The sequence below is a fragment of the Streptococcus sp. 517s genome, assembly GCF_054445985.1.
In genome coordinates this window covers 1,196,507-1,219,431 of record NZ_CM136847.1, presented here as the reverse complement: position 1 = coordinate 1,219,431, position 22,925 = coordinate 1,196,507, and the positions used below count along the sequence as shown (strand labels likewise).

Sequence of the window (22,925 nt, the reverse complement as noted above, 5' to 3'; positions counted from 1 at the left end):
CAGCTCCTTTCTTTTCATAGGAAATCATTCAATATAAGTTGGTTAAAGAAAAATTAAACCCCTTACATTTTCTTTCCATGTAACTAGCATACCATAAAGTCAGCGTTTTCACAAATGGATTTTGACAAAAAGTCAAGAAATATGCTCAAAATTAGTATGAAAACGATAGAAAAATAAGGTTTGTTAATATTAAGTGTATTTTTTCTGAAAAAAAGAGAATTCCAAGCAAATACCTTGTAAACGCTAACAGTAAATGATATACTAGGAGGGTAAATTAAATTTTAAAGGTGGAATTATTCTATGAGTAAAATCGTTGTAGTTGGTGCTAACCACGCTGGTACAGCATGTATCAACACTATGTTGGACAACTTTGGACATGAAAATGAAATCGTTGTATTTGACCAAAACTCAAATATTTCATTCCTTGGTTGTGGAATGGCTCTTTGGATCGGGGAACAAATTGATGGTCCAGAAGGTCTCTTCTACTCTGATAAAGAAAAATTGGAAGCAAAAGGTGCTAAAGTTTACATGAACTCACCAGTTCTTTCAATTGACTACGATAACAAAGTTGTGACTGCAGAAGTTGAAGGAAAAGAGCACAAAGAGTCTTATGACAAATTGATCTTTGCGACAGGTTCAACTCCTATTTTGCCTCCAATCGAAGGTGTAGAAATCGTTAAAGGTAACCGCGAATTCAAAGCAACACTTGAAAATGTTCAATTTGTTAAGTTGTACCAAAATGCTGAAGAAGTTATTGAAAAACTTGAGGACAAAAGCAAACACCTTGAACGTATCGCTGTTGTCGGTGGTGGTTACATTGGTGTAGAACTTGCCGAAGCTTTCGAGCGTCTTGGAAAAGAAGTGGTGCTTGTAGATATCGTAGACACTGTTTTGAACGGCTACTATGACAAGGACTTCACTCAAATGATGGCGAAGAACTTGGAAGACCACAACATCCGCTTGGCTCTTGGTCAAACAGTTAAAGCCATCCAAGGTGATGGTAAAGTTGAACGCTTGGTGACAGACAAAGAAACATTTGATGTGGATATGGTTGTTCTTGCAGTTGGTTTCCGTCCAAACACAGCTCTTGCTGACGGTAAGCTTGAACTCTTCCGCAACGGTGCCTTCCTTGTAGATAAGAAACAAGAAACTTCTATTCCAGGTGTATATGCTGTTGGTGACTGTGCGACTGTTTATGACAATGCTCGTAAAGACACAAGCTACATCGCTCTTGCATCTAACGCTGTACGTACGGGTATCGTTGGTGCTTATAACGCTTGTGGTCATGAATTGGAAGGAATCGGTGTACAAGGATCAAACGGTATCTCAATCTACGGTCTTCATATGGTTTCAACTGGTTTGACTCTTGAAAAAGCAAAAGCAGCTGGCTACAACGCTACTGAAACAGGCTTTAACGATCTTCAAAAACCAGAATTTATGAAGCATGACAACCACGAAGTTGCCATCAAGATTGTCTTTGATAAAGACAGTCGCGAAATTCTTGGCGCTCAAATGGTATCACGTGATTCTGCTATCAGTATGGGAATCCACATGTTCTCACTTGCTATCCAAGAACATGTGACAATTGATAAATTGGCATTGACAGACCTATTCTTCTTGCCACACTTCAACAAACCATACAACTACATCACAATGGCTGCACTTACAGCTGAAAAATAAAAATTGATGAACTATCTGACCTTAAGTTAAGGTCAGATAGTTTTTTAATCCATTTGTACCCATACAATTTTTGTTTTTTTATCTTGTGGTTCATCCTTTTCTGACTTAAAATAAAATGGTAGCTACCAATACAAATGATGAGGATAATGATGAGGATTAAGAAATGACTGAAAATCGTTATGAACTAAATAAAAACTTGGCACAGATGCTCAAAGGTGGGGTTATCATGGACGTTCAGAACCCTGAACAGGCTCGTATCGCAGAGGCTGCTGGTGCGGCAGCTGTTATGGCTTTGGAGCGAATTCCAGCTGATATTCGTGCAGCTGGTGGGGTTTCCCGTATGAGCGATCCAAAGATGATTAAGGAAATCCAAGAAGCGGTTAGCATACCAGTGATGGCAAAGGTCAGAATCGGACATTTTGTTGAAGCTCAGATTTTAGAGGCTATTGAGATTGACTATATCGATGAGAGTGAAGTACTCTCTCCAGCTGACGACCGTTTCCATGTGGATAAGAAGGAATTCCAAGTTCCTTTTGTCTGTGGAGCTAAGGACTTGGGTGAAGCCTTGCGTCGTATCGCTGAAGGAGCTTCCATGATTCGTACCAAAGGAGAACCCGGTACAGGAGACATTGTTCAAGCTGTTCGTCATATGCGCATGATGAATCAGGAAATTCGCCGTATTCAAAATCTACGCGAAGATGAGCTATATGTAGCTGCCAAGGACTTGCAAGTCCCTGTTGAATTGGTCCAATACGTCCATGAACATGGGAAGTTGCCAGTTGTAAACTTTGCGGCTGGAGGTGTGGCAACACCAGCAGATGCTGCGCTGATGATGCAATTGGGGGCAGAGGGCGTCTTTGTCGGTTCAGGCATTTTCAAATCAGGAGATCCTGTTAAACGAGCAAGTGCCATTGTCAAAGCGGTGACCAACTACCAAAATCCTCAAATTTTGGCTCAAATCTCTGAAGATCTAGGGGAAGCCATGGTTGGTATCAATGAGAATGAAATCCAAATTCTCATGGCAGAGCGAGGAAAATAGATGAAAATCGGAATATTGGCCTTGCAAGGAGCCTTTGCAGAACATGCAAAAGTGCTAGATAAACTAGGGGTCGCTAGTGTCCAAATCAGGAATTTAGATGATTTTCAACAACATCAGAGGGATTTGGCGGGTTTGATTTTACCTGGTGGTGAGTCTACAACCATGGGCAAGCTCTTGCGTGACCAACAGATGTTGATTCCCATCCGAGAAGCCATTCTATCTGGATTACCCGTTTTTGGGACCTGTGCAGGGTTGATTTTGCTAGCTAAGGAAATCACTTCTCAGGAAGAAAGTCATCTTGGAACTATGGACATAGTAGTTGAGCGCAATGCCTATGGGCGCCAACTAGGAAGTTTTTATACAGAGGCAGAATGTAAGGGAGTTGGCAAGATTTCGATGACCTTTATCCGTGGTCCGATTATCAGCAGTCTTGGAGAGGGTGTAGAAATTCTAGCAACAGTTGATGATCAAATCGTTGCAGCTCAAGAAAAAAATATGCTGGTAACCTCTTTTCATCCAGAATTGACAGATGATGCTCGCTTGCACCAGTATTTTATCAATATGTGTAAAGAAAAAAGTTGAGAAAAGATTCTCAACTTTTTTACATGTAATAAACAATCGCGATATATTGGAGTGCAGACGCAGCTAGGATAAAGAGATGCCAAATCATGTGGAAATAAGGTTTTTTCTTGGCGTAAAATCCAGCTCCAACTGTATAAGAGAGTCCGCCAGTTACCATGAGACTCCAGAAAATTGGCGTTGTTTGACTGATAATGGCAGGAATGATAGCCAGAACCAACCAGCCCATAATGAGATAAAGGGCAAGGCTGAATTTCTCATTGACCTTTTTAGCAAAGATTTTATAGAGGATACCAAAGATGGTCGTTCCCCACTGAATGGCAATAATGAGATAGCCAAACCAGTTATTCATTAAGGTTAGAACGACTGGCGTATAAGAGCCTGCGATAGCCACATAAATCATAGAATGGTCGATGATTCGCAAGACGTATTTGTGGGTCGAACCATAGGCCATAGAGTGGTAAATAGTTGACGAGAGGAACATGAGAAATAGACTGATAACAAAGATAGAAACGCCAAAAGATGATAAAAATCCGTGTGCTTCATAACTATAGGTGGATGAAATGGGGAGTAGGATGAGCATGATAACGGCACCCACAGCATGGGTCACACTATTAGCAATTTCCTCTCCAAAACTGAGTTTTTTACTGAGTTTTAGACTGGTATTCATTGGATTTCCTCCTTTTCTTTGATAAGGATTAAGTCTAGAGTTTGATGATAGAGTTTAACCGTTTGACAGCTAGTTTGGATAATAGGATTTTCTGGATCAATCCCATGGTTCATATAGTCCACAAAAGCATCGTAGAGCTTGTCTGAGCTCGCTTGAGTTTGTAGAGTATTCAGTGTCTGAGCGATTTCTTGGATCGAAAAGACAGACTTGAGAGTGGTGATGGCAATCAAACGGGCAATCTGTTTGCGTTGGTATTTTTTCTTGTCAGGCTTTGTCAGGTAACCATGTTTGACATAGTTATTGACCATGGATGCTGTTAGTCCCTTGTCTTTATCTGGAGAGATAGGGGCGCAGACTTGATTGACATAAAGTAAAACCTGATCCAGATAGAGGTCAATATTTGGAATGTCTTTCCATTTTGGGTAGGAAAAGTTAGAATTCATTTCCAACTCCTTTTTATCTAGTTTCGATAACTAGATTATAAAATAATAAAAAACAAAAGTCAAGTTTCAACTGCTTGTAGAAAGCTTTAAATTATGCTATGATGAGAGAAACTAGTTAGAAATGAGGGGAAAAGATGGAGATTCGTTTAGCTTTTCCAAACGAAGTAGATGCGATTATGCAGGTGATGGAGGATGCCAAAAAGTGCTTAGCCAAGTCTGGTAGCGACCAGTGGCAAAATGGCTATCCAAATGCAGATATCATTATTGATGATATCATCTCAGGCCAAGCCTATGTGGCCTTGGAAGAAGGAGAACTACTAGCCTATGCTGCTGTGACCAAGAGCCCAGAGGAAGCCTATGAAGCCATTTATGAAGGAAGTTGGCAGGGGGGAGAATCAGAATATCTGGTCTTTCACCGTATCGCTGTTGCAGCAGATGTCCAAGGACAAGGTGTTGCTCAGACTTTTCTAGAAGGCTTGATTGAAGGTTTTGATTATCTAGATTTTCGTTCAGATACGCATGCAGAAAACAAGGCCATGCAGCATATCTTTGAAAAGCTAGGCTTCCAACAGGTTGGTAAGGTTCCAGTTGATGGGGAACGTTTGGCCTATCAGAAATTTAAAAAATGAAGCAGAATAAGTACGCAAAAATGCTCTACCCGTCGCCAATTGGAACCTTATCCTTAGTTGCTGACGAGCAATATCTGTATGGAATTTGGGTACAGGACCAAACTCATTTTGAGAGGGGATTAGGAGACGAAACGATAGAAGAAGTTGCCAGTCATCCTGTATTAGAGCAAGTTATTTCTTATTTAGATACCTATTTCGAAGGCAGTGTTGAGGATCTATCTGACTTACCTTTGGCTCCTATTGGAACAGATTTTGAAAAGCGAGTCTGGGCTTACTTACAGGACATTCCTTATGGACAAACAGTAACTTACGGACAAATAGCTCAAGACCTGCAAATGGCTTCTGCTCAAGCGATTGGAGGAGCAGTGGGGCGCAATCCTTGGTCCATACTTGTTCCCTGTCATCGGGTGCTGGGGTCAGGCAATCGCTTGACAGGCTATGCATCTGGAGTCGAAAAGAAAGCCTGGCTCTTGCAACATGAAGGTGCAGCATTTCAAGAAAATAAAAAATAGAAAGAAAAGAAGATGTTAGAATTTATCGAATACCCAAAATGTTCAACTTGTAAGAAAGCAAAAAATGAATTGAATCAACTTGGACTGGAATACCAAGATGTCCACATCGTAGAAGAAACACCAAGTGAAGACGTGATTTTGAAGTGGTTGGAAACTTCCGGTTTTGAAGTGAAACAATTTTTCAATACTAGCGGGATCAAATACCGCGAACTGGGCCTAAAAGATAAGGTGGGAAGTTTGTCAAAACAAGAAGCAGCCAAGCTTCTAGCGAGTGATGGTATGTTATTGAAACGTCCAATTTTGGTGGAAAACGGTTCTGTTAAACAAATCGGCTATAGAAAAACCTATGAGGACTTAGGTTTGAGATAGTTTTTATTTATCTCCTTGATAGGTAAAATATATAGCCTCCCTGTTTTAAAGTGTGATAAACTAGAAGATAGACAAAGTCTGATCAGCCCGTAGCAAATAATTTGCTTGCGAGCAGAAGTATGATAGAATGAATCATTATCAGGAGAGGATGTTTTTATGACTGTTACAACATTTTTAGCATCAGATTGGTACCAAAGTTTGATGCAGCTCATTCCGGATGGTAAGCTCTTTAGCTTGCGTTCGGTTTTTGATGGAATTCCAAGGATTGTCCAACAACTGCCTACAACCTTGATGTTGACGCTTGGAGGTGCGATTTTTGGCTTGGTGCTGGCCTTGGTTTTCGCCATTGTTAAAATCAATCGTGTTAAAATTCTATATCCCTTGCAGGCCTTTTTCGTCAGCTTCTTAAAAGGTACCCCAATCCTAGTTCAACTTATGTTGACCTACTACGGAATACCTTTGGCACTGAAAGCTATTAACCAGCAATGGGGCACTGGTTTCAATATCAATGCGATTCCAGCGGCACTTTTTGCGATTGTGGCCTTTGCTTTTAATGAGGCGGCTTATGCAAGTGAAACGATTCGTGCAGCCATCCTTTCTGTTAATCCAGGTGAAATTGAGGCAGCGCGTAGTTTGGGTATGACTCGTGCGCAAGTTTACCGTCGCGTGATTATTCCAAATGCGGCCGTTGTGGCGACTCCAACCTTGATTAATTCCCTTATCGGCTTGACCAAGGGAACTTCTCTAGCCTTTAGCGCAGGTGTTGTGGAGGTCTTTGCCCAAGCTCAGATTTTAGGTGGAGCTGATTATCGCTATTTTGAGCGCTTTATCTCTGTTGCCCTTGTTTATTGGGTAGTCAATATCGGAATTGAAAGCCTCGGCCGTTTCATCGAGAGAAAAATGGCTATCTCAGCGCCGGATACAGTGTCTACAGATGTGAAAGGAGACCTTCGTTAATGATTAAGATTTCGAATTTAAGCAAATCCTTTTCAGGACAGACAGTCTTGAATCATCTGAACTTGGATATCCAAAAAGGGGAGGTGGTGGCTTTGATTGGTTCATCTGGAGCTGGGAAATCAACCTTTCTTCGTAGTTTGAATTACCTTGAAACTCCAGATAGTGGAACGATTCAGATTGACAATTTTAAAGTTGATTTTTCTAAGATTAGCCAAGAAGAGATCCTAACCCTTCGTCGCAAGTTATCTATGGTTTTCCAACAGTTTAATTTGTTTGAACGCCGAACTGCTCTTGACAATGTCAAGGAAGGTTTGGTTGTCGTTAAGAAATTATCGAACGATGAAGCAACAAAAATCGCTAAGGAAGAGTTGGCCAAGGTTGGTCTTTCTGACCGTGAAAACCATTATCCTCGCCACTTATCAGGTGGACAAAAGCAACGGGTTGCCCTCGCGCGTGCGCTTGCTATGAAACCAGATGTCTTGCTCTTGGACGAACCAACATCAGCTCTTGATCCAGAATTGGTCGGTGAAGTGGAAAAGTCTATTGCAGATGCCGCTAAGTCTGGTCAGACCATGATCTTGGTTAGTCACGATATGTCTTTTGTAGCCCAAGTGGCAGATAAGATTTTGTTCCTAGATAAAGGGAAAATCATCGAGTCCGGCACACCGGATGAAATCATCAATCATCCGAAAGAAGAACGAACAAAAGAATTCTTTGCTAGTTACAAACGGACTTATATTTGATATAATAGAAAAAGGAAAACTCAGTTAGTTGGACTAGCTGAGTTTACTCTTTAAAAAAGATAGAAACGAGAGAGATCATGCTGCTGCAACTGTTTTCTTTATATTTCGAGAGTTTGATCTTAACGACCATCCTGGTTGTGATTTTTTTGGGGATTTGGATTGGATTGAGAGCCATGTCTGGTGTGGACAAGACAGCCAAGGCTCGTCAAGCTCATCTCTATGATATGATTATGATTGGAGTTTTGGTCGTTCCGGTGTTATCCTTTGCCGTCATGAGTTTGCTCTTGGTTTTCAAGGCATAATCCTTGCGTGATTAGCAAGAATGAGTTAGAATAAAGATAGTTACAACAAGAAAGAAGGAATCAAAATGTACGATACGATTATTATCGGTGCTGGACCTGCGGGAATGACGGCTGCCTTATATGCTGCCCGAAGCAATCTGAAAGTGGCTTTGATTGAAGGTGGTCTGCCAGGTGGGCAAATGAATAACACATCTGACATTGAAAACTATCCAGGTTATGCCAATATTAGTGGACCTGAATTGGCTGAAAAGATGTTTGAACCACTTGAAAACCTTGGAGTGGAGCATCTTTATGGCTACGTTGAAAATATTGAAGACAAGGGTGACTATAAGAAGGTAATCACTGATGATCAAGTTTACGAAACCCGTACTGTCATCGTGGCAACTGGGTCAAAACACCGTCTCTTAGGGGTTCCCGGGGAAGAAGAACTGAACAGTCGTGGTGTTTCTTACTGTGCAGTCTGTGATGGAGCATTCTTCCGTGACCAAGACTTGCTCGTAGTCGGTGGTGGAGATTCAGCGGTAGAAGAAGCCCTCTTCTTAACTCGCTTTGCCAAGACTGTCACTATTGTTCACCGTCGTGACCAACTTCGTGCCCAAAAGGTTTTGCAAGACCGTGCCTTTGCTAATGAGAAAATCAACTTTATCTGGGACTCTGTCGTCAAGGAAATTAAAGGTGAAAACCGAGTAGAATCTGTCGTATTTGAAAATGTAAAAACAGGTCAAGTGACAGAACAAGCCTTCGGTGGCGTCTTTATCTATGTTGGTTTGGATCCCGTTAGCGATTTTGTCAAAGATTTGAATATTCAAGATCAGGCTGGCTGGATTGTGACAGATAACCACATGAAGACTCCCGTTGACGGTATCTTTGCGATTGGAGATGTTCGCCAGAAAGACCTTCGCCAAGTGACAACAGCAGTTGGAGACGGGGCTATCGCTGGTCAAGAAGCCTATAAATATATTACTGAACATAGTTAAGCAAAAAAGTTTCCAATCAAGTGATTGGAAACTTTTTTATAGTCTGTTTCGGAAAACTTCGTACATGAGAATGGCTGCAGCAACACTGGCATTGAGACTTTGAACATGTCCGTTCATTGGAATGGTAATCATCTCATCGACCTGTTTTTTGATGTTGCTAGAGATACCTTTTCCTTCATTTCCGATGATGAGGGCGATTTTCCCTTTTGTATTCCACTTGTGGCAAGGGGTACCGTTCACATCCGTTCCAAAGGTCCAGAAGCCTTCATCCTTGAGTTTATCAAGGGTTTGACTGAGGTTAGTCACTCGGGCAATCGGTACATGCTCGATAGCACCTGTGGCCGTTTTGGCAACGACAGGAGTCACTCCGACAGCACGGTGCTTGGGAATGATGACACCTGAAACATTGGTCGCATCAGCAGTCCTTAAGATAGAACCTAAGTTGTGAGGGTCAGTTAACCCGTCCAGAATCAATAGCAAAGGATTTTCTTCTTGGCGTATTTTTGCAAGAATGTGATCCAGCTCGCTATAGGCAAATTCAGAGACTCTTAGGACAAAGCCTTGGTGGACAGCGCCTTCGGTCATTTCAGAGAGGGATTTTTTTGAAGTCCAAGAGATGGAGACCTTTTTCTCAGCAGCCAATTCCTTGACTTTCTCAACATTCTTACCTCGGAGATCATCTTGGAGGTAGAGTTTGTTTCCTGTATTTGCAAGGAGGGCTTCGGTAACGGCGTGGACGCCATAGACAATATCATTTGTTTTCATGCCTCTATTATAACACAAAACCCCGTCTTGCAACGGGATTTTCTTTATTCGAGGATGAGGAGTCCATCTTTGATAGCAAATGGGTCTTTCTCATTGATACGATCGTAGAACATGATTCCGTTGATGTGGTCAATTTCATGTTGGACAACGATAGAGTTGTATCCTTTAAGCTTGATGCGGTGTTTTTCTCCGTCCTTGTCAAAGTAATCAACAGTGACGCGGGCATGACGAACAACATAGCCTGGAACTACACGGTCGACAGATAGGCACCCTTCTCCTTCACCGAGGGCGGCGTCCTGAACAGAGTGAGAGACGATTTTTGGATTGTACATAACAGCTTGCAGGTCGTAGGCTTCCTGAGGAGTTTCACCTTCTTCCACAATATTGGGCACTAAAACAGCGATTATGCGTTTTGAGATATCGAGTTGGGGAGCAGCCAATCCAACACCACCACGGAGCCCCATTTTCTCAGCCATAACAGGATCTTGGGAATGTTTGAGGAATTGCATCATCTTTTCTCCAAGGATGATTTCCTGGTCAGACAGTGGGAAAGTGACCTCCTCAGCAACCGCGCGTAAAGTTGGGTTCCCCTCACGGATAATATCGTTCATATTAATTAAATGAGCAGCTTTTGTAATACGTTCTATAGCAGACATTTTCTCTCCTTTCATTACCTCTACATGATAACACAAAATAGGCGAGAAAGAAAGTCACAGAAGTTCCTAAAAAATAATATAATAAACGGTATTCCTCTTTTGTCTGTGGTATAATAAAAGAAAAGACTTGCAGTAAAAGCAAGGGGGGAATAAAGATGGAAAAGCGACAAGATAGACGGTCTCAAGGACCTATTTTTGGATTGTTGAAGAGTGGTATTGGTTTCTTTAGGAATTATAAATCTTGGACAAATGCTCAGTTTATTACGGTGTTGCTACTTGCAGTTACCTTATCTATGGGGCTGAACTTGTTGACCCAAGCAGTACAAGGGAACAAGGGAACAAGTCCGAGTGGTCAAACAGTTGATTCTGCTCAGACGTCTAGTCAGTCTAAGGAAAATCAGTCTGCCGAAACGACAGCTCGTATCATGGCAAATGGTGACCTTCTCTACCATATTCCTATCTACCGAACAGCTCTGAAAGAAGATGGTAGCTACGATTTCCACGAAAATTTTGAATATGTAAAACCATGGCTCAAGCAAGCAGATTTAGTGCTTGGTGATTTTGAAGGAACAGTGAACAAAGACCACTACTTGGCAGGCTATCCTCTCTTTAATGCACCAGGGGAAGTCATGGATGCGATCAAGGATGCAGGCTACCAAGTTCTAGACTTGGCTCACAATCACATCTTGGATTCTCAGATAGAGGGAGTGGTTTCGACAGCAGAAGCTATTGAAAAGGCAGGAATGACACCCATAGGAGTCTACACACATGAATCCCGAGATCAAGCTCCACTAGTTATCAAGGAAGTCAATGGTATCAAGGTAGCTCTCCTAGCCTATTCTTACGGTTTTAATGGCATTGAGCAGTATATCTCTCAAGAGGATTATAATCGCTATCTTTCTGACCTGAATGAAGATAAGATGAAGGCAGAAATTGAACGAGCTGAGCAAGAAGCGGATATTACTGTCATCATGCCTCAGATGGGAATTGAGTACCAGCTAGAACCGACGGAAGAACAAAAAACACTTTATCACAAGATGATTGACTGGGGAGCTGATATTATTTTTGGAGGGCATCCTCACGTCGTTGAACCTGCTGAAACCGTTGAAAAGGATGGTGACAAAAAATTGATCATCTATTCCATGGGAAATTTCCTTTCAAACCAACGCATTGAAACCATGCAAGATGAGGAAAATGCCAAGTGGACGGAGCGCGGTGTTCTCATGGATGTGACCATTAAGAAGAAAGATGGCAAGACTAGGATTGAAACTGCCAAAGCGCATCCTACTTGGGTCAATCGAACGCCCAAAGGAACTTACTCCCCAGAAGGCTATCCGCTCTTCCTCTATCAGACCTATATCCTAGAGGACTTCATTGAGGGAGGCAGTCACCGTGACAAGTTGGATGAGGCGACCAAGGAACGAATTGACACGGCCTATAAAGAAATGAATGAACATGTAGGGTTGAAGTGGTAGACACTCATTCTAAAGGAGATATGATGACGATTAAATTGATTGCAACAGACATGGATGGGACCTTGCTAGACCCGAGAGGTCAGCTGGATCTGCCCCGCTTGGAAAAGATTTTAGATCAGCTGGATCAAAGGGATATCCGTTTTGTCATTGCGACGGGGAATGAAGTTCATCGTATGAGACAATTGCTTAAACATTTGGCGAGTAGAGTTGTCCTAGTCGTTGCCAATGGGGCGCGTATTTTTGAAAACAATAAACTGATTCAAGCTCAGACCTGGGATGATGCTATGGTTGACAAGGCTCTCCTTCATTTTAAAGGGAGGGAGTGTCGAGATCAGTTCGTCGTTACCAGTATGAATGGGAGTTTTGTCAAGGAAGGAACTGTTTTTACAGACCTGGAAAAATTTATGACTCCAGAGATGATTGAAAAACTTTACCAAAGGACCAATTTTGTGGATGAGCTAAACTCAGACATCTTTGGAGGAGTTCTAAAGATGAGCATGGTCGTTGGTGAAGAACGTTCTAGTTCAGTTTTGCAGGAAATCAATGACCTCTTTGATGGTCATGTAAGGGCTGTTTCTAGCGGTTATGGCTGTATTGATATCCTGCAGGCTGGGGTTCACAAGGCTTGGGGATTGGAAGAATTACTCAAGCGCTGGGATTTGACATCGGAACAGATCATGGCCTTTGGTGATAGCGAAAATGATGTTGAGATGTTGGAGATGGCTGGAATTGCCTATGCTATGGAAAATGCTGATGATGAGGCCAAGGCAGTTGCAACTGCCCTAGCTCCAGCTAACAGCCAAGGGGGCGTTTATCAGATTCTAGAAAAGTGGTTAGAGAAAGAGGGATAAGATGGCAGTACAGTTATTAGAAAATTGGCTCCTAAAAGAGCAGGCAAAGATTCAAACCAAGTATCGCGAACTCAATGAGATTTCTCTTTTAGAACCAGATATGATTTTTATCGGTGATTCGATTGTGGAATATTACCCTCTGCAAGAGTTGTTTGGGACGGCCAAGACTATTGTCAATCGTGGCATCCGAGGATACCAGACGAGACTTTTATTAGAGAATCTAGATGCCCATCTGTATGGTGATGCTGTCGATCAAATTGTTCTCCTAATTGGGACAAATGATATTGGAAAAGATATTCCCATGAATGAAGCCTTGGATAATCTCGAGCGTGTAATCCAATCGATTGCCCGAGATTATCCGCTATCACAAATAAAGCTCCTTTCCATTTTGCCAGTCAATGAGGGAGAGAGATACAAGCAGACTGTTTATATCCGAACCAATGAAAAGATCAGAGAATGGAATCAAGCCTATGAGGCTCTAGCATCCGCCTATATGCAGGTAGATTTTGTGCCTGTTTATGATAGTTTGACAGATACAGAAGGACAACTCAAAAAAGACTATACAACAGATGGCCTCCATCTAAGTGTAGCCGGTTATCAAGTCTTATCGGAAGCCTTAAAAGGGGTTCTTTTCTAAAGAGGTGGCTTGATTTTGCATTTTTCATGAAGATAGGTTATAATGGTTCTATCGTCTTTTGGGGTCGTTACGGATTCGACAGGCATTATGAGGCATATTTTGCAACCCGTGTGGCGACGTAAACGCTCAGTTAAATATAACTGCAAAAAATAACACTTCTTACGCTCTAGCTGCCTAAAAACCAGCAGGCGTGACCCGATTTGGATTGCTCGTGTTCAATGACAGGTCTTATGATTAGCGAGATACGATCAAGCCTTGTCTAGTGGTTTGATAAGAGATTAATAGACTCGCAGTTCCTAGGCTTGAGTTATGTGTCGAGGGACTGTTAAAACAATACATAACCTATGGTTGTAGACAAATATGTTGGCAGGTGTTTGGACGTGGGTTCGACTCCCACCGGCTCCATTATTCCTTTGCATTCCTTGGTAAAACGTTGTTAAATCAACGTTTTTTATTTTTGTCTTTGGTATTCCTTGGTATTCTTTTTCAAAAAAGGCAGACCCTAAAACAGACCCTCTTTTTGAAGAAGGTCTGTCGTATTCTAGAAATCTATATCTTTTTGTTTTATGAAATCATATAGTGTTTGTATTATTTGATTTTTAAATATTTGCGATAAAAAAACTGCACCGAAATGCAGTTTTTGTTTTCCTACGGAAGACATGGGATTCGAACCCACGCACGCTGTTACACGCCTACCGCGTTTCCAACACGGCCTCTTAAGCCTCTTGAGTAATCTTCCAATACTTACTCAAATAGTCTACCATAAAGGACTTTATCTTGCAATAAAAATTTTGGAAATAAGAAAAATGATAGAATTTGAAAGAAAATGGTAAAAAATGCTTGACTTTGGTAGAAAATGTGCTAGAATGAATAGTGTAAACGATAACAGGAGGTGGTTTGGTGTTAAAAACTGAGCGGAAGCAACTGATTTTAGAAGAGTTAAATCAACATCATGTAGTTTCCCTAGAAAAATTGGTCAGTCTATTAGAAACATCAGAATCAACGGTACGAAGAGATTTGGATGAGTTGGAGGCGGAAAACAAGCTTCGCCGTGTACATGGTGGTGCAGAATTGCCCCACTCCTTGCGGGAAGAAGAAACCATCCAAGAAAAATCTGTCAAAAACCTTCAAGAGAAGAAGTTGCTAGCTCAGAAGGCGGCCTCTCTCATCAAGGAGAAAGATGTTATCTTTATCGATGCTGGCACAACAACTGCTTTTTTAATCAAGGAATTGGTTGATAAGAATATCACAGTTGTGACCAATTCCATTCACCATGCGGCTCAGTTGGTTGAAAAGCAGATTCCGACGGTCATGGTTGGAGGAAGTGTCAAGATGGCAACAGATGCATGTATCGGTGGTGTTGCTCTTAACCAAATCAATCAATTGCACTTTGACCGTGCCTTTATTGGGATGAATGGTGTAGACGATGGTTATTATACGACTCCTGATATGGAAGAGGGAGCTGTGAAGCGTGCTATTTTAGAGAATGCCAAACAAACCTATGTCTTGGCCGATTCGTCTAAGATTGGTCAAACTTGCTTTGCCAAGGTAGCACCGCTTAAACGCGCTATTGTCATCACAAGTCAAGGGCATGAGCTCTTGCAGGCCATTAAGAAGAAAACGGAGGTAATAGAAGTATGATTTATACAGTCACACTCAATCCATCCATTGACTATATCGTGCGCTTGGACCAAGTTCAAGTCGGTAGTGTTAATCGTATGGACAGTGATGATAAGTTTGCTGGTGGGAAAGGAATCAATGTCAGTCGTGTTTTGAAACGCTTGGACATTCCTAATACAGCGACTGGATTCATTGGAGGTTTTACTGGTAAATTTATCACAGATACTTTGGCAGAAGAGGAAATCGAAACTCGTTTTGTCCAAGTAGCAGAAGATACTCGCATCAATGTTAAAATCAAAGCAGACCAAGAAACAGAAATCAACGGAACGGGTCCAAATGTGGAACCAGCTCAGCTAGAAGAATTGAAAGCTATTTTGTCTAGTTTGACAGCAGATGATACGGTTGTGTTTGCGGGTTCGAGTGCTAAGAACCTAGGCAATGTTATCTATAAGGATTTGATTGCATTGACACGCCAGACTGGTGCGCAAGTCGTTTGTGATTTTGAAGGACAGACCTTGATTGATAGTTTGGCCTACCAGCCCCTTTTGGTTAAACCAAATAATCACGAACTTGGAGCTATCTTTGGAGTGAAACTCGAAAGTTTAGATGAAATCGAGAAATATGCTCGAGAATTACTGGCTAAAGGTGCTCAAAACGTTATCATCTCTATGGCTGGAGACGGTGCACTTCTTGTCACATCTGAGGGAGCTTACTTCGCTAAACCAATCAGGGGAACAGTGAAAAATTCAGTCGGAGCTGGCGACTCTATGGTTGCTGGGTTTACAGGTGAATTTGTCAAATCAAAAGACGCAGTAGAGGCCTTCAAATGGGGAGTAGCTTGTGGGACAGCAACTACTTTCTCTGATGACTTGGCAACTGCAGCATTTATAAAAGAAACTTATGAAAAAGTTGAGGTAGAAAAACGATGAAAATTCAAGACCTATTGAGAAAAGATGTCATGTTGCTGGATTTGCAGGCAACTGAAAAAACAGCAGCTATCGAAGAGATGATTAAAAGCCTAGTAGATCACGGTTATGTGACGGATTTTGAAACCTTTAAAGAAGGGATCTTAGCGCGTGAAGCTCTAACTTCCACTGGTTTGGGTGACGGAATCGCTATGCCACACAGCAAAAACTCTGCTGTCAAAGAAGCAACAGTTCTCTTTGCAAAGTCAAACAAGGGTGTTGACTATGAGAGCTTGGATGGGCAACCAACAGACCTCTTCTTCATGATTGCAGCTCCGGAAGGTGCCAATGATACTCACTTAGCAGCCTTGGCAGAATTGTCTCAATACTTGATGAAAGATGGTTTCGCTGACAAACTTCGTCAAGTAACATCTGCAGATCAAGTTATCGAACTTTTTGACCAAGCTTCAGAAAAAGCTGAGGAGCCTGTTCAAGCACCTGCTAATGAATCTGGCGACTTTATCGTAGCTGTTACAGCTTGTACGACAGGTATTGCCCACACATACATGGCTCAAGAAGCCCTTCAAAAAGTGGCTGCTGAAATGGGTGTTGGGATTAAGGTTGAAACCAACGGTGCCAGCGGTGTTGGAAATCAACTAACTGCAGAAGATATCCGTAAGGCTAAAGCTGTTATCATCGCTGCTGACAAGGCTGTTGAGATGGATCGTTTCGATGGCAAACCATTGGTTAATCGTCCAGTTGCAGACGGTATTCGTAAGACAGAAGAATTGATCAACTTGGCTCTTTCAGGAGATGCTGAAGTTTATCGTGCTGCTAATGGAGCAAAAGCTGCAACAGCATCTAATGAAAAACAAGGCCTTGGTGCTGCCTTCTACAAACATTTGATGAGTGGTGTATCCCAAATGTTGCCATTCGTTATCGGTGGTGGTATCATGATTGCCCTTGCTTTCTTGATTGATGGTGCTTTGGGTGTGCCACAAGATAGTCTTGGCAATCTCGGATCCTACCATGAGCTAGCTTCTATGTTCATGAAAATCGGTGGTGCTGCCTTTGGCTTGATGCTTCCAGTTTTTGCAGGTTATGTTGCCTACTCTATCGCTGAAAAACCAGGTTTGGTAGCTGGTTTTGTGGCTGGTGCTATTGCTAAAGAAGGTTTTGCCTTTGGTAAAATCCCTTATGCAGCAGGTGGTGAAGCAACTTCAACTCTTGCAGGTGTCTCATCTGGTTTCCTAGGTGCCCTTGTTGGTGGATTTATCGCAGGTGCCTTGGTTCTTGCTATCAAGAAATACGTAAAAGTTCCTCGTTCACTTGAAGGTGCTAAATCAATCCTTCTCTTGCCACTTCTTGGAACAATCTTGACTGGATTTGTCATGCTAGCTGTTAACATCCCGATGGCAGCAATCAACACTGCTATGAATGACTTCCTAGGCGGTCTTGGAGGAGGTTCAGCTGTCCTTCTTGGTATCGTTCTTGGAGGCATGATGGCTGTTGACATGGGTGGTCCAGTTAATAAAGCGGCCTATGTCTTTGGTACAGGTACGCTTGCAGCAACTGTTTCTTCAGGTGGTTCTGTAGCCATGGCAGCAGTTATGGCTGGAGGAATGGTGCCACCACTTGCTATCTTTGTCGCAACCCTTCTTTTCAAAGATAAATTCACTAAGGAAGAACGCAACTCTGGTTTGACAAACATCATCATGGGCTTGTCATTTATCACTGAGGGAGCGATTCCATTTGGTGCCGCTGACCCAGCTCGTGCTATCCCAAGCTTCATCCTTGGTTCTGCGGTGGCAGGCGGACTCGTTGGTCTTGCTGGTATCAAACTCATGGCGCCACACGGAGGAATCTTCGTCATCGCCCTTACTTCAAATGCCCTTCTCTACCTTGCCTTTGTCTTGATTGGCGCAATTGTAAGTGGTGTGGTTTATGGTTACCTTCGTAAACCATTAGAAAAATAATCATAAATACTCAAATGACTGAACACGAAAGTGGGCAGTCATTTTTTGATGATGGAGTTAGGGAGAACGGTCTTTAAAGTGATATAATAGAGGTAAATCTTAGAGAATTTAAATGATAGAATGCTGAAGTTCTACAAATATCTTAGAGGAGATAAGTGTCATGAGTGATTCTAGAAAAGAAGGAATCGACAAACTAGAAAAGGAACAGTTCGGTCGCAAAAGTCTTACAAAAGAAGCGTTACAAGGAACCTATGCCAGCTTGGTGGAGGAAGATTTTCCTGATTCTAAACGAATTCATTTTATAGCTGATTTAGGTAGGAGCCCAGAAATTGCCTTTCATTTTGAACTCATTTGCAACGATTGGGAGGAAGGAACTGACCTAAATTTTGAAGCAAGTTTTGACCAGCATGGGCAGGAGGGAATAGACTATCTTTTGGAAACTCTCAATCAAGAGGAAGATGAGAGTCAACGCATTTTGATTGTTTATTTCCTAGCGAAAATCCTTTCCAAAGTAAGACATAGAGATTTTTATGCATCTTCTTGCAAGCAAGTACTTCCCGTTCTAATCTCTCTTTTATCTAGTTCAGAAGCTTCGAATCGTAGAAAGCTAATCATTGCCCTAGGTTGGATTGGTTCAATAAGTGAGATAGAAATCTTAGGGCAACATCTCTTGACTGACCAAGATGCACTTTGTCGTGCCTGGTCTGCCAGTAGTTTGATGCAATTATCTTTTCATCAAGTTGAAAAAGAAGTCTTGATGGAGAAAACGAAGGATTTGTTTCGAGAGGCGATTCCAGAAGAAAAGGACTTTCGGGCTTGTGCTCTGATGATAGAAGCAGCTCAAGTTTTATTTGGGAAAAAATGGATTCCTACATCTGCTGTAGAGAAGTTGGAAATCGAAAAGATTGAGAAGGCAAGAAAATCAGCAATTAGATTTTTGAAGAAGTAGTGAGACAAGGTTGTTGAAAAATCATATAGAATAGAAAATTCAGAAATATCAACGAAAGATGATTGTATCTAGTAGATGCAGTCATTTTTTTGATTTCTCTAGATGTTTCTGAAATATGGTATAATAGAAGCATGGCAAACAAAAATACAAGTAAAACAAGACGGAGACCGTCTAAAGCAGAACTCGAAAGAAAACAGGCTATCCAGAGGATGTTGATTTCCTTAGGAATTGCCTTATTGTTGATTATTGCAGCCCTCAAGCTTGGTGCTGCGGGTGTCACCCTTTATAATTTCATTCGACTGTTAGTCGGAAGTTTAGCTTATGTGGCTATAGGTGGTCTCCTCATCTATCTTTTTCTTTTTAAATGGATACGCAAGCAAGAGGGGCTTCTGTCAGGCTTTCTCTGTATCTTCGCTGGCTTGCTCTTGATTTTTGAGGCCTATCTTGTCTGGAAGTTTGGCTTGGAGCAGTCAGTTCTAAAAGGGACCTTGGCTCAAGTTATGACGGATCTGACTGGTATGCGGGTGACTAGCTTCGCTGGTGGAGGTCTGCTAGGTGTTGGACTTTATATCCCCATAGCCTTTCTTTTCTCCAATATCGGATCGTACTTTATTGGAGTTCTTTTGATTCTAGTTGGGGCTCTCTTGGTCAGTCCTTGGTCTATTTATGATGTTGCAGCCTTTATTGGAGCCCAGTTCAGATCCTTCATGGAAAAACAGGAACAGAGAAAACAGGAACGCTTCATCAAGAGAGAAGAAGAGAAGGCTCGTCAAGAAGCTGAAGAAGCAGCTAGAATCAAGAGAGAACAAGAAGAACAGGATGCGCTACCGCTTCCTCCTGTAGATCCTGAAACGGGAGAAATCTTACCAGAAGTTCCAGGCTATGATCTTCCACCAATTCCTGAAAAAGAATGGAGTGAACCCGAGATTATCCTCCCTCAAGCTGACGTTGAAGTTCCAGATGTGGAAGAAGACTTTGAGGATGAAGAGGTGCAGGTCGACTTTTCAGCCAAAGAAGCCCTTGAATATAAACTTCCAAGTTTACAACTCTTTGCCCCAGATAAACCAAAGGACCAGTCTAAAGAGAAGAAAATCGTTCGGGAAAATATCAAAATCCTAGAAGAAACCTTTGCTAGCTTTGGTATCAAGGTAACGGTTGAACGAGCTGAAATTGGACCATCAGTTACCAAGTATGAAGTCAAGCCAGCAGTCGGTGTACGGGTCAACCGCATTTCCAATCTGGCAGACGACTTAGCGCTGGCTCTAGCAGCCAAGGATGTTCGGATTGAGGCTCCGATTCCTGGCAAATCCTTAGTCGGAATTGAAGTACCCAACTCTGAGATCGCGACCGTCTCCTTCCGTGAACTCTGGGAACAGTCTCAGACTAAACCAGAAAATCTCCTCGAAATTCCTCTAGGGAAGGCGGTCAATGGAACTGCTCGCACCTTTGACCTTTCCAAGATGCCCCACCTACTCGTTGCAGGTTCGACAGGATCAGGGAAGTCGGTTGCAGTTAACGGTATTATCGCGAGCATTCTCATGAAAGCAAGCCCCGACCAGGTCAAGTTTATGATGGTCGATCCTAAGATGGTTGAGTTATCGGTTTACAATGACATTCCTCACCTTTTGATTCCAGTTGTAACCAATCCACGCAAGGCCAGCAAGGCTCTGCAAAAGGTTGTTGATGAGATGGAAAACCGTTATGAACTCTTTGCTAAGGTTGGTGTGCGAAATATCGCTGGCTACAATGCTAAGGTCGAGGAATTTAATAGCCAGTCTGAGTACAAACAAGTACCGCTGCCTTTAATTGTTGTCATTGTAGATGAGTTGGCAGACCTCATGATGGTGGCTAGCAAGGAAGTGGAAGATGCCATCATTCGTCTTGGACAGAAGGCGCGTGCCGCAGGGATTCACATGATTCTCGCAACGCAACGTCCATCAGTCGATGTTATCTCTGGTCTTATCAAGGCCAATGTCCCCTCTCGTGTGGCTTTTGCAGTTTCATCAGGTACAGACTCGCGAACCATCTTGGATGAAAATGGAGCAGAAAAATTGCTTGGTAGAGGAGACATGCTCTTTAAACCAATCGATGAAAATCACCCAGTCCGTCTACAAGGATCCTTCATCTCAGATGATGATGTCGAACGCATTGTAAACTTCATCAAGGCTCAGGCGGATGCGGACTACGATGAGAGTTTTGATCCAGGTGAGGTTTCTGAAAATGAAGGAGATTTTTCTGATGGTGAAGCTGGTGGCGATCCGCTTTTTGAAGAAGCTAAGGCTCTGGTTATCGAAACGCAGAAAGCCAGTGCCTCTATGATTCAGCGTCGTTTGTCTGTTGGATTTAACCGTGCGACCCGCCTTATGGAAGAACTCGAAATGGCAGGTGTCATCGGTCCAGCTGAAGGAACCAAACCACGAAAAGTATTGCAACAATAAAAAATAGCTTCTTTCCAAAGCTGGAAGGAAGCTATTTTAGTGGTTATTGATTGCTTTTGTTTTCGGAACTAGTCGTTTTGGACGAGTTTCCACTATCAGTTGTTTCTTTTGTTGAGGAAGGTGTAGAAGAATCCTGAGTTGTTGTTTTCTGTTCTTCTTTTTTCTCCTCTTTCGTGTTGGATTGAGAAGTTTCTTCTTGCGGGATATTTTCTTTAGTAGAAGTGTTGTCCTTGTTAGGTGTAGTATTTTCCTGAGGGGATTCCTTTTGAATTTCCTTGACAACAGTTGTTTGGGTTGTCGTCGGTTCTTTTTTATTGTTTTTGCTATTATCCATGGCGTTCATGATGGTGATAGTAGCGGTGATTAGACCAAGGATACTACCGATGGTAGCAATCGTTTTTTGAAAGACAGTAACCCCCTTTTTGATATGCTCAGTTTTTGGTTTTGAAGTTCTATGATAGTTAGACATGATACTCTCCTTTTATTATGATTTATTATACCTCATTTCTTTAAAAAAATCTTAAAAAAAGAGGACTTGCCCTTTCTTGTCGCAAGCTTCGTTTCATGATACAATAGAAGAAGTGATTTTAGAAAGCGTGAGAAAACATGATCTACTTTGATAATTCGGCAACGACCAAGCCTTATCCTGAAGCACTTGAAACTTACATGCAGGTCGCTTCAAAAATTGTAGGAAATCCTTCTAGCCTCCATCGTTTGGGAGACCAGGCGACCCGAATTTTAGATGCTTCCCGGCAGCAAATTGCAGATTTGATTGGCAAGAAGAGTGATGAAATCTTCTTTACTTCTGGAGGAACAGAAGGGGATAACTGGATCATCAAGGGTGTGGCCTTTGAAAAAGCCCAGTTTGGCAAGCATATCATCGTGTCAGCCATTGAACATCCAGCAGTCAAGGAATCAGCCCTTTGGCTGAAAAGTCAGGGTTTTGAGGTGGATTTTGCTCCAGTTGATGAGAAAGGATTTGTGGATGTTGAGGCTCTAGGAGCATTGATACGACCTGATACGACCCTCGTCTCCATTATGGCAGTTAACAATGAAATTGGGTCTATTCAACCTATTGAGGCCATCTCAGAACTCTTAGCAGACAAGCCAACTATTTCCTTCCATGTTGATGCAGTTCAGGCACTCGCTAAGATTCCGACTGAAAAATATATAACAGAACGGGTGGATTTTGCGACCTTCTCAAGTCATAAATTTCATGGTGTTCGAGGTGTTGGCTTTGTCTATATCAAGTCTGGTAAGAAAATTACGCCTCTTTTGACAGGTGGTGGTCAAGAGCGTGATTATCGTTCGACAACTGAAAATGTAGCAGGGATTGCAGCGACAGCCAAGGCCCTCCGTTTGTCTATGGAAAAGTTAGATATCTTTACTAATAAGGCAGGGCAGATGAAATCAGTCATTCGCCAAGCGCTTTTGGACTATCCAGATATTTTTGTCTTTTCAGATGAGGAAAACTTTGCCCCTCATATCCTGACTTTTGGAATCAAGGGTGTTCGTGGTGAAGTCATTGTTCACGCATTTGAAGACTATGATATTTTCATCTCCACAACCTCTGCTTGTTCATCCAAGGCTGGAAAACCTGCGGGGACCTTGATTGCCATGGGAGTGGACAAAGATAAGGCCCAGTCAGCTGTGCGTCTAAGTCTGGACCTGGAAAACGATATGAGTCAGGTTGAGCAGTTTTTGACCAAGCTAAAATTAATTTACAATCAAACTAGAAAAGTAAGATAGGAGC

24 protein-coding genes, 1 tRNA gene and 1 other RNA gene are annotated in these 22,925 nt (G+C 42.2%); 20 read left to right on the top strand and 6 right to left on the bottom strand.

All coding sequences use genetic code 11. The features are described 5' to 3' along the window. Nucleotides 1-300: 300 nt before the first annotated feature. From nox to pdxT, 3 genes are all read left to right on the top strand, one after another. The gene (gene nox, locus ACVX3R_RS06265; protein WP_458794587.1) at nt 301-1,680 is read left to right on the top strand and encodes a H2O-forming NADH oxidase; all 1,380 of its coding nucleotides are present in this window, start codon (nt 301-303) and stop codon (nt 1,678-1,680) included. 163 nt (nt 1,681-1,843) lie between these two features. Further along, a complete protein-coding gene (gene pdxS / locus ACVX3R_RS06260; RefSeq protein WP_000138520.1) occupies nt 1,844-2,719 on the top strand; it encodes a pyridoxal 5'-phosphate synthase lyase subunit PdxS in 876 nt (291 codons plus the stop codon). After that, nucleotides 2,720-3,301 (top strand): pyridoxal 5'-phosphate synthase glutaminase subunit PdxT, encoded by a 582-nt coding sequence (pdxT, locus tag ACVX3R_RS06255; RefSeq protein ID WP_458794586.1) that lies wholly within the window; start codon nt 2,720-2,722, stop codon nt 3,299-3,301. A 19-nt stretch (nt 3,302-3,320) separates the two neighbouring features. On the opposite strand, the gene trhA is transcribed toward pdxT, so the two are convergent. Next, entirely contained in the window at nt 3,321-3,968 is a 648-nt protein-coding gene (trhA, locus tag ACVX3R_RS06250; protein WP_084976365.1) for a PAQR family membrane homeostasis protein TrhA, read from the bottom strand. Then, nucleotides 3,965-4,411: a DUF1836 domain-containing protein gene (locus ACVX3R_RS06245; protein ID WP_458794585.1), complete on the bottom strand. Its 447-nt coding sequence runs from the start codon at nt 4,409-4,411 to the stop codon at nt 3,965-3,967. The genes trhA and ACVX3R_RS06245 overlap by 4 nt, the downstream gene beginning before the upstream one ends. 134 nt (nt 4,412-4,545) lie before the next feature. Between ACVX3R_RS06245 and ACVX3R_RS06240 the strand changes: the two genes are divergently transcribed. The 7 genes from ACVX3R_RS06240 (at nt 4,546) to trxB (ending at nt 8,900) form a co-directional block, all read left to right on the top strand. Continuing rightward, complete coding sequence (locus ACVX3R_RS06240; protein ID WP_458794584.1) at nt 4,546-5,040, top strand: N-acetyltransferase family protein; 495 nt, start codon at nt 4,546-4,548, stop codon at nt 5,038-5,040. Beyond that, nucleotides 5,037-5,552 carry a methylated-DNA--[protein]-cysteine S-methyltransferase gene (locus ACVX3R_RS06235; RefSeq protein WP_458794583.1) on the top strand — a complete coding sequence of 172 codons (516 nt, stop codon included), beginning with the start codon at nt 5,037-5,039 and terminating at the stop codon, nt 5,550-5,552. Before ACVX3R_RS06240 ends, ACVX3R_RS06235 begins: the two co-directional genes overlap by 4 nt. A gap of 12 nt (nt 5,553-5,564) precedes the next feature. Then, nucleotides 5,565-5,921 carry an arsenate reductase family protein gene (locus ACVX3R_RS06230; RefSeq protein ID WP_458794582.1) on the top strand — a complete coding sequence of 119 codons (357 nt, stop codon included), beginning with the start codon at nt 5,565-5,567 and terminating at the stop codon, nt 5,919-5,921. Between the two features lie 156 nt (nt 5,922-6,077). Beyond that, nucleotides 6,078-6,878 carry an amino acid ABC transporter permease gene (locus ACVX3R_RS06225; RefSeq protein ID WP_458794581.1) on the top strand — a complete coding sequence of 267 codons (801 nt, stop codon included), beginning with the start codon at nt 6,078-6,080 and terminating at the stop codon, nt 6,876-6,878. After that, nucleotides 6,878-7,621 carry an amino acid ABC transporter ATP-binding protein gene (locus tag ACVX3R_RS06220; protein ID WP_458794580.1) on the top strand — a complete coding sequence of 248 codons (744 nt, stop codon included), beginning with the start codon at nt 6,878-6,880 and terminating at the stop codon, nt 7,619-7,621. The genes ACVX3R_RS06225 and ACVX3R_RS06220 overlap by 1 nt, the downstream gene beginning before the upstream one ends. A gap of 77 nt (nt 7,622-7,698) precedes the next feature. Then, entirely contained in the window at nt 7,699-7,923 is a 225-nt protein-coding gene (locus ACVX3R_RS06215) for a DUF4059 family protein (protein WP_000926603.1), read from the top strand. 65 nt (nt 7,924-7,988) lie between these two features. Next, on the top strand, nt 7,989-8,900 hold the full coding sequence (gene trxB, locus ACVX3R_RS06210) for a thioredoxin-disulfide reductase (RefSeq protein WP_458794579.1): 912 nt from the start codon (nt 7,989-7,991) through the stop codon (nt 8,898-8,900). A 36-nt stretch (nt 8,901-8,936) separates the two neighbouring features. On the opposite strand, the gene rlmB is transcribed toward trxB, so the two are convergent. Continuing rightward, the gene (gene rlmB / locus ACVX3R_RS06205; protein WP_458794578.1) at nt 8,937-9,665 is read right to left on the bottom strand and encodes a 23S rRNA (guanosine(2251)-2'-O)-methyltransferase RlmB; all 729 of its coding nucleotides are present in this window, start codon (nt 9,663-9,665) and stop codon (nt 8,937-8,939) included. A gap of 44 nt (nt 9,666-9,709) precedes the next feature. Then, nucleotides 9,710-10,321, bottom strand: a complete 612-nt coding sequence (def, locus tag ACVX3R_RS06200) for a peptide deformylase (protein ID WP_268719675.1) — start codon at nt 10,319-10,321, stop codon at nt 9,710-9,712. Between the two features lie 155 nt (nt 10,322-10,476). On the opposite strand from def, the gene ACVX3R_RS06195 reads away from it, so the two are divergent. From ACVX3R_RS06195 to ssrA, 4 genes are all read left to right on the top strand, one after another. Then, the gene (locus ACVX3R_RS06195; protein ID WP_458794577.1) at nt 10,477-11,796 is read left to right on the top strand and encodes a CapA family protein; all 1,320 of its coding nucleotides are present in this window, start codon (nt 10,477-10,479) and stop codon (nt 11,794-11,796) included. Nucleotides 11,797-11,819: 23 nt separating this feature from the next. Then, complete coding sequence (locus ACVX3R_RS06190; protein WP_458795679.1) at nt 11,820-12,647, top strand: HAD family hydrolase; 828 nt, start codon at nt 11,820-11,822, stop codon at nt 12,645-12,647. Between the two features lies 1 nt (nt 12,648). Continuing rightward, nucleotides 12,649-13,284 carry an SGNH/GDSL hydrolase family protein gene (locus ACVX3R_RS06185; RefSeq protein ID WP_458794576.1) on the top strand — a complete coding sequence of 212 codons (636 nt, stop codon included), beginning with the start codon at nt 12,649-12,651 and terminating at the stop codon, nt 13,282-13,284. Between the two features lie 60 nt (nt 13,285-13,344). Next, nucleotides 13,345-13,692, top strand: a transfer-messenger RNA (tmRNA) gene (ssrA, locus tag ACVX3R_RS06180). Nucleotides 13,693-13,935: 243 nt separating this feature from the next. Here the strand turns inward: ssrA and ACVX3R_RS06175 are convergent. Continuing rightward, a tRNA-Ser gene (locus tag ACVX3R_RS06175) sits at nt 13,936-14,023 on the bottom strand. A 161-nt stretch (nt 14,024-14,184) separates the two neighbouring features. Between ACVX3R_RS06175 and ACVX3R_RS06170 the strand changes: the two genes are divergently transcribed. The 5 genes from ACVX3R_RS06170 to ACVX3R_RS06150 all read left to right on the top strand — a co-directional run bounded on the left by ACVX3R_RS06170 (nt 14,185) and on the right by ACVX3R_RS06150 (nt 21,172). Beyond that, the gene (locus ACVX3R_RS06170) at nt 14,185-14,925 is read left to right on the top strand and encodes a DeoR/GlpR family DNA-binding transcription regulator (protein WP_458794575.1); all 741 of its coding nucleotides are present in this window, start codon (nt 14,185-14,187) and stop codon (nt 14,923-14,925) included. Further along, nucleotides 14,922-15,833: a 1-phosphofructokinase gene (gene pfkB, locus ACVX3R_RS06165; RefSeq protein WP_458794574.1), complete on the top strand. Its 912-nt coding sequence runs from the start codon at nt 14,922-14,924 to the stop codon at nt 15,831-15,833. The genes ACVX3R_RS06170 and pfkB overlap by 4 nt, the downstream gene beginning before the upstream one ends. Then, nucleotides 15,830-17,785, top strand: a complete 1,956-nt coding sequence (locus tag ACVX3R_RS06160; protein WP_458794573.1) for a PTS fructose transporter subunit IIABC — start codon at nt 15,830-15,832, stop codon at nt 17,783-17,785. Before pfkB ends, ACVX3R_RS06160 begins: the two co-directional genes overlap by 4 nt. Nucleotides 17,786-17,945: 160 nt before the next feature. Further along, a complete protein-coding gene (locus ACVX3R_RS06155) occupies nt 17,946-18,734 on the top strand; it encodes a HEAT repeat domain-containing protein (protein WP_458794572.1) in 789 nt (262 codons plus the stop codon). Between the two features lie 131 nt (nt 18,735-18,865). Continuing rightward, nucleotides 18,866-21,172, top strand: a complete 2,307-nt coding sequence (locus tag ACVX3R_RS06150; protein WP_458794571.1) for a DNA translocase FtsK — start codon at nt 18,866-18,868, stop codon at nt 21,170-21,172. A gap of 43 nt (nt 21,173-21,215) precedes the next feature. Here the strand turns inward: ACVX3R_RS06150 and ACVX3R_RS06145 are convergent, their stop codons facing one another. Continuing rightward, the gene (locus tag ACVX3R_RS06145) at nt 21,216-21,641 is read right to left on the bottom strand and encodes a DUF6556 family protein (RefSeq protein WP_458794570.1); all 426 of its coding nucleotides are present in this window, start codon (nt 21,639-21,641) and stop codon (nt 21,216-21,218) included. Nucleotides 21,642-21,778: 137 nt separating this feature from the next. Between ACVX3R_RS06145 and ACVX3R_RS06140 the strand changes: the two genes are divergently transcribed. Then, entirely contained in the window at nt 21,779-22,921 is a 1,143-nt protein-coding gene (locus tag ACVX3R_RS06140) for a cysteine desulfurase family protein (protein ID WP_458794569.1), read from the top strand. The last annotated feature ends 4 nt before the right edge of the window (nt 22,922-22,925 follow it).

Bases quoted from the DNA above. Each gene is read 5' to 3' on its own strand.
- nox (WP_458794587.1), top strand. From the start codon at position 301: ATGAGTAAAATCGTTGTAGTTGGTGCTAACCACGCTGGTACAGCATGT.
- pdxS (WP_000138520.1), top strand. From the start codon at position 1,844: ATGACTGAAAATCGTTATGAACTAAATAAAAACTTGGCACAGATGCTC.
- pdxT (WP_458794586.1), top strand. From the start codon at position 2,720: ATGAAAATCGGAATATTGGCCTTGCAAGGAGCCTTTGCAGAACATGCA.
- trhA (WP_084976365.1), bottom strand. From the start codon at position 3,968: ATGAATACCAGTCTAAAACTCAGTAAAAAACTCAGTTTTGGAGAGGAA.
- ACVX3R_RS06245 (WP_458794585.1), bottom strand. From the start codon at position 4,411: ATGAATTCTAACTTTTCCTACCCAAAATGGAAAGACATTCCAAATATT.
- ACVX3R_RS06240 (WP_458794584.1), top strand. From the start codon at position 4,546: ATGGAGATTCGTTTAGCTTTTCCAAACGAAGTAGATGCGATTATGCAG.
- ACVX3R_RS06235 (WP_458794583.1), top strand. From the start codon at position 5,037: ATGAAGCAGAATAAGTACGCAAAAATGCTCTACCCGTCGCCAATTGGA.
- ACVX3R_RS06230 (WP_458794582.1), top strand. From the start codon at position 5,565: ATGTTAGAATTTATCGAATACCCAAAATGTTCAACTTGTAAGAAAGCA.
- ACVX3R_RS06225 (WP_458794581.1), top strand. From the start codon at position 6,078: ATGACTGTTACAACATTTTTAGCATCAGATTGGTACCAAAGTTTGATG.
- ACVX3R_RS06220 (WP_458794580.1), top strand. From the start codon at position 6,878: ATGATTAAGATTTCGAATTTAAGCAAATCCTTTTCAGGACAGACAGTC.
- ACVX3R_RS06215 (WP_000926603.1), top strand. From the start codon at position 7,699: ATGCTGCTGCAACTGTTTTCTTTATATTTCGAGAGTTTGATCTTAACG.
- trxB (WP_458794579.1), top strand. From the start codon at position 7,989: ATGTACGATACGATTATTATCGGTGCTGGACCTGCGGGAATGACGGCT.
- rlmB (WP_458794578.1), bottom strand. From the start codon at position 9,665: ATGAAAACAAATGATATTGTCTATGGCGTCCACGCCGTTACCGAAGCC.
- def (WP_268719675.1), bottom strand. From the start codon at position 10,321: ATGTCTGCTATAGAACGTATTACAAAAGCTGCTCATTTAATTAATATG.
- ACVX3R_RS06195 (WP_458794577.1), top strand. From the start codon at position 10,477: ATGGAAAAGCGACAAGATAGACGGTCTCAAGGACCTATTTTTGGATTG.
- ACVX3R_RS06190 (WP_458795679.1), top strand. From the start codon at position 11,820: ATGACGATTAAATTGATTGCAACAGACATGGATGGGACCTTGCTAGAC.
- ACVX3R_RS06185 (WP_458794576.1), top strand. From the start codon at position 12,649: ATGGCAGTACAGTTATTAGAAAATTGGCTCCTAAAAGAGCAGGCAAAG.
- pfkB (WP_458794574.1), top strand. From the start codon at position 14,922: ATGATTTATACAGTCACACTCAATCCATCCATTGACTATATCGTGCGC.
- ACVX3R_RS06160 (WP_458794573.1), top strand. From the start codon at position 15,830: ATGAAAATTCAAGACCTATTGAGAAAAGATGTCATGTTGCTGGATTTG.
- ACVX3R_RS06155 (WP_458794572.1), top strand. From the start codon at position 17,946: ATGAGTGATTCTAGAAAAGAAGGAATCGACAAACTAGAAAAGGAACAG.
- ACVX3R_RS06150 (WP_458794571.1), top strand. From the start codon at position 18,866: ATGGCAAACAAAAATACAAGTAAAACAAGACGGAGACCGTCTAAAGCA.
- ACVX3R_RS06145 (WP_458794570.1), bottom strand. From the start codon at position 21,641: ATGTCTAACTATCATAGAACTTCAAAACCAAAAACTGAGCATATCAAA.
- ACVX3R_RS06140 (WP_458794569.1), top strand. From the start codon at position 21,779: ATGATCTACTTTGATAATTCGGCAACGACCAAGCCTTATCCTGAAGCA.